We start from the raw sequence: 7825 nt of genomic DNA, 5'->3' as shown, positions 1-7825 counted from the left end.
TGACCGAAAAGTTACTCCGGGGATAACAGAGTTGTCGCGCCCGAGAGCTCATATCGACGGCGCGGCTTGCTACATCGATGTCGGCTCTTCCTATCCTGGACGTGCAGAAGCGTCCAAGGGTGGGGGTGTTCACCCATCAAAAGGGATCGTGAGCTGGGTTCAGAACGCTGTGAGGCAGTTTGTTTAATATCTACTGGAAATGTTACATGACTGAGTGGAAGGGACTTTTAGTACGAGAGGAACGAAGTCTCGGCGCCTCTGGTCTACCGGTTGTCTGACAAGGCAGGCCGGGCAGCTACGCGCTAAGGGATAAGTGCTGAAAGCATCTAAGCACGAAGCCCGCCGCAAAAAGAGTCATGTGGTCTCGGGTAAAAGACCCGTTTGATGGGACCGGTGTGTAAGTTGGAAGGTGACGACCAATTCAGCATGCGGTTTCCAATCGACTATACTCTACTCCTATGATTGGCTTTCATTTTTTTTACTACACAGCATTGCTGTGTGCATTTTTTTGAAGGCATGTAGCGCGAGCTACATTCCAATCATTTTTTAGTGAAAAATAGAAAATAGCGTAAGCTATGTTCTGCTATGTTATTTACTAGATTGTTATGATCATAAATGAAGCGTGGTAGTGTGAGCTATGTTCTTAGAATATGTTTTTGGTATGTTTTTTAGAGTGAGGTGATTGCCTACCTCTTGCTACCACTAGCAACTTACAGAAAGAACAGAAGCATGATGGGGTTAGTAAAACGTTACCTCTCCATCTCTGTAAATTCCTTTCTTGAGTTCTACTGGTCTCCACGTATCCTGTACAAGTGTTGCTTCAAGCCACTGCGCGAGAGCTTGTTCGTTGCCGACAGTTGCGGAGAGCCCAATTACTTGTGCATGAGGAACAATTTGTTTGAGCATGATGAGAAGTACTTCTAAGGTGGGGCCTCTTGAGGGATCATTAAGAAGATGAATTTCATCAACAATAATGCATCCAATCGTGTTAAGCCAAGGTGCGTGATGTCGTGTGAGTGAGTCAAGTTTTTCTGCGGTGCAGATGATAATGTCACTGTGTGCAAGATACCCATCATTACTATCAAGATCACCTATGGAAAGAGAAATCTTGTATTTGTCTCCGAAGTCTTTTTTGAATTGTTTGTATTTCTCGGTGGCAAGTGCTTTGAGTGGTACGATGTAAACTGCGCGTCCTCGTCGTGATTCAATGGATTCTAGTGCTGCCATTTGTGCTACAAGTGTTTTTCCCGATGCCGTTGGTGTACAGACGAGAATGTTTTTTCCTTCAAGAAGTCCAGCATCAATTGCTTTTTTCTGAGCTGGTCGTAATTCTTCAATGTTAAGTGTTTTAAGAAACTCTTTGATATATTCCTTCATAATAAAGGGAAAAAGAAGAGGAGTATTTAATCTTTGTTCCTCGTTTTCTTATTCAAATAGTCAAATAATACTGGGTGTAGTTCTTTTGTTGTTGCGAGAATGGTATCATCGTCAAGGTTGAAGGAGTCTCCGTGAATGTCTGTTACGTTTCCACCTGCTTCTTTGATGAGGAGTGCTCCTGCTGCGAAATCCCATGGTTTAAGGTTGCGCAGAGCGCAGCCTTGTGATCTCCCACAAGCAACATACGCAAGTTCAATCGCAGCAGATCCTAAGACTCTCGTGAGTAAGAAGAGGTCTTTTCGTAATTGTTTTGCGTAACTTGCCGAGCAGGTAAAGATGGTTTCATGTGGCTCTGCATGGCGCACGTAGATTTTTTGTCCATTAAGTGTTGCGCCTTTGCCTTTTTCTGCGAAGAATAGCTCATCAGCTACGGGATCATAGATCGCACCCATTATGATCTCTCCTTGTTTTGCAAGGGCAATAGTAATGGAGTAGAGCGCTATGCCTCGGTTGAAATTTCTCGTACCATCAATGGGGTCGATGTACCAGGTGTAGTTTGAATCTGCTTGTGCAAATCCTTCTTCTTCGCCAAGGATGTTATATCCTGTTGGTTCTAATTTTTTTCGTATGAACGTTTCAATTGCTGTGTCTGCTTCGGTTACGATATCTTGACTGCCTTTACGTGAGGTGGTGTATTCTTTTCGAAAGTATTTAAGGGACAATGCTCCTGCTTCTTTGATGGTGTCAAGTAAGAGTTGTTTCATGGATTAAGGTTGCTCCTTGCTGTAAGACTTGTTGTTAATTTCACAGAAGTTTTTGTTCCAAGAACACTATTATTACTTCGAGCCATGAGAAGAAACAAGAAATGCTTGTTTAAAAAGTTACGTGAATTCTTCGATCTCTATCAAGCGGTTATATTTTGCCACTCTTTCTCCTCTGGCAGGAGCTCCTGCTTTAATATCTGCTTGTATGCCAACTGCTAAGTCTGCAATAAAGGTAGAGGTGGTCTCACCAGATCTGTGGGAAACAATCGTTGACCAGTTACTTTTCTTTGCAAGTTTGTGTGCTTGCAAGGCTTCGCTTACTGTTCCTATCTGATTCACTTTGAGCAGAAGAGCGTTGCAGAGTCTTTTTTCTTGTGCTATCCTGATGCGTGTGGGATTTGTTACGAGTAGATCGTCTCCTACAACACGTATCTTAGTTTGATTTAGGAAATCTCTCCAAGAACTAAAATCATCTTGATCAAAGGGGTCTTCAATACTTTCAATGGGGTAGTGTTCAATCCAAGAATGATATTTTTCTGCGAGTTTTTCAGCAGTAATGTTTTTACCATCAAGAGTGTATCCTTTTCCATGTTTGAACTCTGATGCGGCGCAGTCAAGTGCGATGTTACAACTACCGGTAAAACCTGCTTTGTCAATTGCTTTGTTTACTAATTCAAGTGCGTCTTGGGTTTTTTTGAGGGGAGGTGCGAATCCTCCTTCGTCTCCAACATTCGTGGAGAGACCTTTTTTCTTGAGTAGTGCTTTGAGAGTGTGGTAAACTTCACTTGCAATACGCATACGTTCAGAAAATGTTTTGTGATGGGGAACAATCATGAATTCCTGAATTGAAAGGTGGTTATCTGCGTGGAGCCCTCCGTTGAGAATGTTCAAATAGGGTGTGGGCATGGTCGGCTGTTGTGTTTTTTTCGCGGTGAAGAGTTGCCAGAGTTCTTTGTCGTGTTTTGTTGCCTGCATGCGCCACGCAGCAAGGCTTACCGCAAGAATTGCGTTAGCACCTAGTTTTGACTTATCAATAGAAGGGTCAAGTTTGAAAAGTTGCTTATCTATGCTTTTTGCATCTTTTAAGTTTTTGACTTTTGGTGCGATGATGTTGTTTACGTTATTAACTGCTTTGCGCACACCTTTGCCGTGGTAGCGGTAATTGTTATCGCGCAACTCAAGAGCTTCATGTTTTCCCTTTGACGCTCCTGAGGGGACGTATTCTGTTATGGTGGTTTTTCCTTGCTGGGCACGTATAGCAAGAGTGGGGTTTCCTCGAGAATCAAGCACTTCATAAGCGGTGAACTTCATACAGTATCGTAGGAGGAAGTAGTATAAAAAGGGAATGGTAGGGAATGGTAGAAAAGCATTTAAGGACGACTTGTTGAAAAGGACTCCATGAACGGTTTGAGAATTGATAAAACAACGATGATTATTGGATTTCTTACACTTTTTGGCTTGGTGTTCTTCTTAACAGGCCTCTCAAAAATTGAGACTGGTGGAAACGTCGCGCGTATTGTTGTGTCCGGACCTATTGTAGGAGAGGATACTAAGAGTGTGTTCATTGATGGAGTTGCTTCAAGTAACGTGCTTGTAAAACAAATTGAAAAGGCGAAAAACGATGAAAATATTGTTGCGATTATTGTTGAGATGAATTCTCCTGGGGGGTCTGCCGTTGCAAGTGATGAAATTGCGCAGGCGCTGGAAAAAAGCAATAAAACAACAGTTACAGTTATTCGTGAAGTGGGTGCTTCGGGAGGGTATTGGATTGCAAGCTCAACAGATCACATCATCGCACATCCTCTTTCAATTACGGGGAGTATTGGCGTAATTGGAAGTTATCTCGATTTTTCCGGATTTATTCAGGATCACAACGTAACCTATCAAAGATACATTGCGGGAAAGTTCAAGGATTTAGGGACACCCTTTAGAGAGCCAACTGCTGATGAGCGTGAATTTTTCCAGGAAAAACTCAACACTATGCATAAGTATTTCATCAATCACGTAGCACAAGGAAGGAATATGAGTGTTGATCAGGTAGAACCTCTTGCACAAGGACAGATTTTTCTAGGTGCTGAAGCGTATGATGTTGGCCTTGTTGATGAATTAGGAGGGATGGATGAAGCTATTCATTACATTGAGTCCTTGCATAACGTGAGCGTGGAGATTGTTGATTATAAGAAGGAACCCTCTTTGGCAGAGATCTTGGGGGGAGTTACATCGCAGTTTGGTTTTTTTGTTGGATCTGGTATTGGTGAGCGCATAGTGCGAGAAGGAACCTTAACAATTACTGCGTAGCTCTAGTAAAGAAATCTTGTAAAGGAGGTGATTCTTGTAGTGGTTTCTTATTCTTCTTATGTATTGTTCTTGCCGAATACTCTTGTTTTAGTGTGGTGAAGTGAGCTTTTTACGCATAGCTTTATAAACTCCTTTTTGAGTTCTCATAGTTATGAGATACCAAGCACCTAGTGAAGAAGAACAAATCGCACGTATTAAACTACCCAAATCACCTCAAGTGTTTGGGTTAGTGGAGCAGCGTTGCGGTGGTTCTCGTATGAAGGTGAAGTGTCTTGATGGTAAAGAGCGTCTTTGCCGTATTCCTGGAAAACTCAAAAAACGGTTATGGGTTCGCGAAGGCGATATTGTTATTGTTGAGCCTTGGGAGTTTGAAGGTGATGAGAAGGGAGACGTTGTGTATAAATACCGTCCGGTTCAAGTTGCTTGGCTTAAGAGAAATAATTATTTAACGTATCTTGAAGACTTGGATGAGTTCTAATTTAGAGCGGTTTCAATCTTGTTTTTCTGCGCTAGGAGTTTTTTGGAGTGTTTTTCGTTGTGATTTTTGTTCTTTTTGTAGGATGAAGAGTATTGTTCCTAATACTAGTGCGCAGTCAGCAATGTTAAAAACTGGCCAGATGTGAAAGTTGAGAAAATCAACGACGTATCCGTAAAGCAAGCGATCAACAAGATTGCCGGTTGCGCCTGCAAGGATAAGCGAGATGCCTATGATGACCTGTTTTTTTTGTTCAAAAATGCGTTGGAAATTATACACTATGAGCAGAATCACAAGTATGCTTACAAGAATACTCACGATACCGCTTCCTTGTAAGAATCCCCACGCAATTCCATAGTTGTGCACACGAGTAAGCGAGAAAAAAGGAAAGATGGTTATGCTTTCATGTAGTTGGAGATTGGTGATGATGGAGAGTTTTGTTAGTCTATCAAAGAAAAACACGGCAATGGTGATTGCTAGGAAGTGTGCTTTGCTCACCATTTGTATCGAGAATTGTTTCCTTGAGCTAGTTGCTCGAGGTTGGAGATGCGCTGGTTAAGGTTGTCTAACATTGCGCGAATAGAATCAAGTTTTGCATTGATGATTTCAAAGTCCTTGTTATCAAAACTAAGCTGTGGTTGGTTGCTTGGTTGTGGCTGGCTTTGTGATAGTTGTGTGAATGCTTGTGGGGGTGATTGTTGTCCCGGGTTTTGTTGCGGGAGGTCTAAACCGGGTTGGTTGGGTGAGGGTGTTTGATTGGTTGGAAGTGGTTGATCGAAGGAGTATGGGGTGTCTATGTCTGACGTTTGATCTTGTGGAAGGGGGTTTTCTTGAAAGCTTGGGGTGGGTGCGCTGAGCGGTTCGTTTTGGAATTTTGAGCCTGTTGGTGCGGGGTCTTTGAAGTCGTTTTCATCAAGTCCAAGCGCGGAGAGATCGGAAAAATCCTCTTTTTTCTTTTTGAAGAAGGGAAAGGCCATAAAGATGCGTGGAGCTTAAGAAGTTTTTAAACTTATGGCTTTACTCTTTGTGTTGCAGGTACGATTTGTGTTAAGATGGGTGTTAAGAAATGGTGATTGTTGGTGAGTCACTACTCGAGTTGGTTATCTTCTTCATAACGTCCTTGATCTCCTGTTCGCTTTTGTTCTTGAGTTCTTTACTTTTGTCTTCTGCGTAGTCTTTTGCAGTGTGAAGAGAATCATTGACTGCGTCAATGGAGGTTACTGCTCCTGTAATATCGCTCACACCAGGGAGTTTGTCGTGTTGCACAAAGAAGAGTGCACTAAAGACGAGTAGAGCAATAAGTGCAGCACCTAGTGTGAAGCGCACAAACTTCCCTACAATAGTTGCAAGAAGGTAGAGAATGACAAAAGCAAGTCCGATGTAGAGTAAGGTAAGCAGTTCCATTGAACGTGGTAGAATGGGTGAAGGTATTTAATTATAGTGGTTTAGTCAGTTCAACAGTGTTGAAAAAGTCGTTTAGGTATTGTTTTGTTTTTCTTCCTTCTTTCATACCCATGCAATGAAGTAGGGTTTCATGAAGATCTTTGGTAATCACTTTTTTTTTCATCCAAAGCGCATCTGCTTTTAGGGGTGCTAATTGAGTTCTGTGATAATTCGCCTGAGGATCGTTTTCAAAACATTCTTTTGAAGCGTAGGTGAAATAGGTTGAAGCAGTAGGTCCATCATGGCCGATTGCTAAGCTTACCAGACATACGGGTTTACCACAACATCTACATTTTTTTGTCATAACTGCATTGTTCATAACGTGATGAACTGCTCTAAACCTGTCTTGTGCTTGAGGATAATATTGTAATCCGTCAGCACGATTTAAAAACCACATGAAGTAAGAATAATCTTCAACAGCTAGTTGGTCAATTGATTTGTTTTGTTTTTTCTTTTTACCAAAAGGAACCATAACTGGCTCTGCACTTTGATATCTGGGGGGCAGATAGATTTTTGTTGAATCTTCCTTAGTGTCGTATGTTTTTGTTCCAAACAAATCCAGCTGAACCATTTAGTTTGTCCTTACTACTACTTCTATATAAACTTTACTAAATTTAGCCACTATGGAGGAGTAACTCTTCTTAGAAACCTTTATAAACAAAATTCTCTGATGAAAACCCACATATAAGGCTTATGAGGTGTCTTTGAATGGCAAAAAAAGCTACTAAGAAGAAATCAACAAAAAAGAAAACTGCAAGCAAGTCAAAAGCTAAAAAGTCTGCAGCTAGCAAACCAAAAGTTAGCGCGGCACCTGCAAAAGAAAAAGGTAACTGGCTTACTTGGGTTGTAGTTATTGTCGTTGTTGCACTTTTCGTCTTCCTCATCAGAAGTTGTTCTGGTGGCGCTGGCGAAGAAGTTGCTCCCAACGAACAGGTTGAGGCACCAGCAGTTGAAGAAACCCAACAAGAACCTTCAACAGAACCTGGAAGTGTTCTCACCCAAGATGACATCCAACAAGGAGCTGCAAAAAAATCCGGTCTGACTGGAGAAGTGCAGTACAAAGATGAGTCACTCGCAATTGACGCATCTGGAAACCTTGAAAGAGTGTCCAACGTTGCATGCTCACAAAACGCTAACGGCGAGCGTATGATCTCACTCACCTTGACAAACGTCAACTCAGAGAGACCATACAAAATCTCAAACAACGGCGTTCAAAAAGGATTTGATACCTACTTCCTTGTAAGAGGAATCGTTGTTAAAAATCCTGGCTGTGAAGATACTGAGCTCGCACCTGGAGAGTCCACCACATGTTCCACCATCGGCGGAACAGGATCCTATGCAAACATCGAAGGAACGAACAGAGTTGCTGTTCAAACACCTAACGATGACGGACTCTCAAGAACAGAAGCATTCTTGGTAAACTGTTAAACCAGTTTTCCTTGAACTTAATCTTTTCCTTTCTCTTTTT

General features: G+C 42.0%; 11 protein-coding genes and 1 other annotated feature. Of the genes, 4 read left to right on the top strand and 7 right to left on the bottom strand.

Annotation, left to right across the window (positions count from 1 at the left end; all coding sequences use genetic code 11):
• Positions 1-187, top strand: a 187-nt coding sequence (locus D6774_03320) for a hypothetical protein (GenBank protein ID RME77793.1), incomplete at its 5' end; no start/stop codon positions are given.
• Positions 7-382 (top strand) — a sequence feature (possible 23S ribosomal RNA but 16S or 23S rRNA prediction is too short). (Overlaps the previous gene by 181 nt.)
• Before the next feature lie 356 nt (positions 383-738).
• Here D6774_03320 and D6774_03315 read toward each other — a convergent pair.
• From D6774_03315 to D6774_03305, 3 genes are all read right to left on the bottom strand, one after another.
• Positions 739-1377 carry a DEAD/DEAH box helicase gene (locus tag D6774_03315; GenBank protein RME77792.1) on the bottom strand — a complete coding sequence of 213 codons (639 nt, stop codon included), beginning with the start codon at positions 1375-1377 and terminating at the stop codon, positions 739-741.
• Positions 1378-1403: 26 nt separating this feature from the next.
• The gene (locus D6774_03310) at positions 1404-2141 is read right to left on the bottom strand and encodes an inositol monophosphatase (GenBank protein RME77791.1); all 738 of its coding nucleotides are present in this window, start codon (positions 2139-2141) and stop codon (positions 1404-1406) included.
• A gap of 117 nt (positions 2142-2258) precedes the next feature.
• Entirely contained in the window at positions 2259-3452 is a 1194-nt protein-coding gene (locus D6774_03305; protein ID RME77790.1) for a phosphopyruvate hydratase, read from the bottom strand.
• 87 nt (positions 3453-3539) lie between these two features.
• Here D6774_03305 and sppA point away from each other — a divergent pair, with 87 nt between their 5' ends.
• Together sppA and eif1A are read left to right on the top strand one after the other, a co-directional pair.
• On the top strand, positions 3540-4439 hold the full coding sequence (gene sppA, locus D6774_03300) for a signal peptide peptidase SppA (GenBank protein RME77789.1): 900 nt from the start codon (positions 3540-3542) through the stop codon (positions 4437-4439).
• A 151-nt stretch (positions 4440-4590) separates the two neighbouring features.
• Entirely contained in the window at positions 4591-4917 is a 327-nt protein-coding gene (gene eif1A / locus D6774_03295) for a translation initiation factor eIF-1A (protein RME77788.1), read from the top strand.
• Between the two features lie 12 nt (positions 4918-4929).
• Here the strand turns inward: eif1A and lspA are convergent, their stop codons facing one another.
• The 4 genes from lspA to D6774_03275 form a co-directional block, all read right to left on the bottom strand.
• Positions 4930-5415, bottom strand: coding sequence for a signal peptidase II (gene lspA / locus D6774_03290; protein ID RME77787.1), 486 nt, complete (start codon positions 5413-5415; stop codon positions 4930-4932).
• Positions 5409-5891 carry a hypothetical protein gene (locus tag D6774_03285; protein ID RME77786.1) on the bottom strand — a complete coding sequence of 161 codons (483 nt, stop codon included), beginning with the start codon at positions 5889-5891 and terminating at the stop codon, positions 5409-5411. Before D6774_03285 ends, lspA begins: the two co-directional genes overlap by 7 nt.
• An 82-nt stretch (positions 5892-5973) precedes the next feature.
• A complete protein-coding gene (locus D6774_03280) occupies positions 5974-6318 on the bottom strand; it encodes a hypothetical protein (GenBank protein RME77785.1) in 345 nt (114 codons plus the stop codon).
• Between the two features lie 31 nt (positions 6319-6349).
• A complete protein-coding gene (locus tag D6774_03275) occupies positions 6350-6928 on the bottom strand; it encodes a hypothetical protein (protein RME77784.1) in 579 nt (192 codons plus the stop codon).
• A gap of 137 nt (positions 6929-7065) precedes the next feature.
• Between D6774_03275 and D6774_03270 the strand changes: the two genes are divergently transcribed.
• Positions 7066-7785 carry a hypothetical protein gene (locus D6774_03270; GenBank protein ID RME77783.1) on the top strand — a complete coding sequence of 240 codons (720 nt, stop codon included), beginning with the start codon at positions 7066-7068 and terminating at the stop codon, positions 7783-7785.
• Positions 7786-7825: the final 40 nt, after the last annotated feature.

This window comes from Candidatus Woesearchaeota archaeon (genome assembly GCA_003695435.1).
In the GTDB taxonomy this organism is placed as follows: domain Archaea; phylum Nanobdellota; class Nanobdellia; order Woesearchaeales; family UBA11576; genus J101.
The sequence above is the reverse complement of the archived record's forward strand: the minus strand, read 5'-3'. Positions and strand labels throughout refer to the sequence as shown.

Bases quoted from the DNA above. Each gene is read 5' to 3' on its own strand.
- D6774_03315 (RME77792.1), bottom strand. From the start codon at position 1,377: ATGAAGGAATATATCAAAGAGTTTCTTAAAACACTTAACATTGAAGAA.
- D6774_03310 (RME77791.1), bottom strand. From the start codon at position 2,141: ATGAAACAACTCTTACTTGACACCATCAAAGAAGCAGGAGCATTGTCC.
- D6774_03305 (RME77790.1), bottom strand. From the start codon at position 3,452: ATGAAGTTCACCGCTTATGAAGTGCTTGATTCTCGAGGAAACCCCACT.
- sppA (RME77789.1), top strand. From the start codon at position 3,540: ATGAACGGTTTGAGAATTGATAAAACAACGATGATTATTGGATTTCTT.
- eif1A (RME77788.1), top strand. From the start codon at position 4,591: ATGAGATACCAAGCACCTAGTGAAGAAGAACAAATCGCACGTATTAAA.
- lspA (RME77787.1), bottom strand. From the start codon at position 5,415: ATGGTGAGCAAAGCACACTTCCTAGCAATCACCATTGCCGTGTTTTTC.
- D6774_03285 (RME77786.1), bottom strand. From the start codon at position 5,891: ATGGCCTTTCCCTTCTTCAAAAAGAAAAAAGAGGATTTTTCCGATCTC.
- D6774_03280 (RME77785.1), bottom strand. From the start codon at position 6,318: ATGGAACTGCTTACCTTACTCTACATCGGACTTGCTTTTGTCATTCTC.
- D6774_03275 (RME77784.1), bottom strand. From the start codon at position 6,928: ATGGTTCAGCTGGATTTGTTTGGAACAAAAACATACGACACTAAGGAA.
- D6774_03270 (RME77783.1), top strand. From the start codon at position 7,066: ATGGCAAAAAAAGCTACTAAGAAGAAATCAACAAAAAAGAAAACTGCA.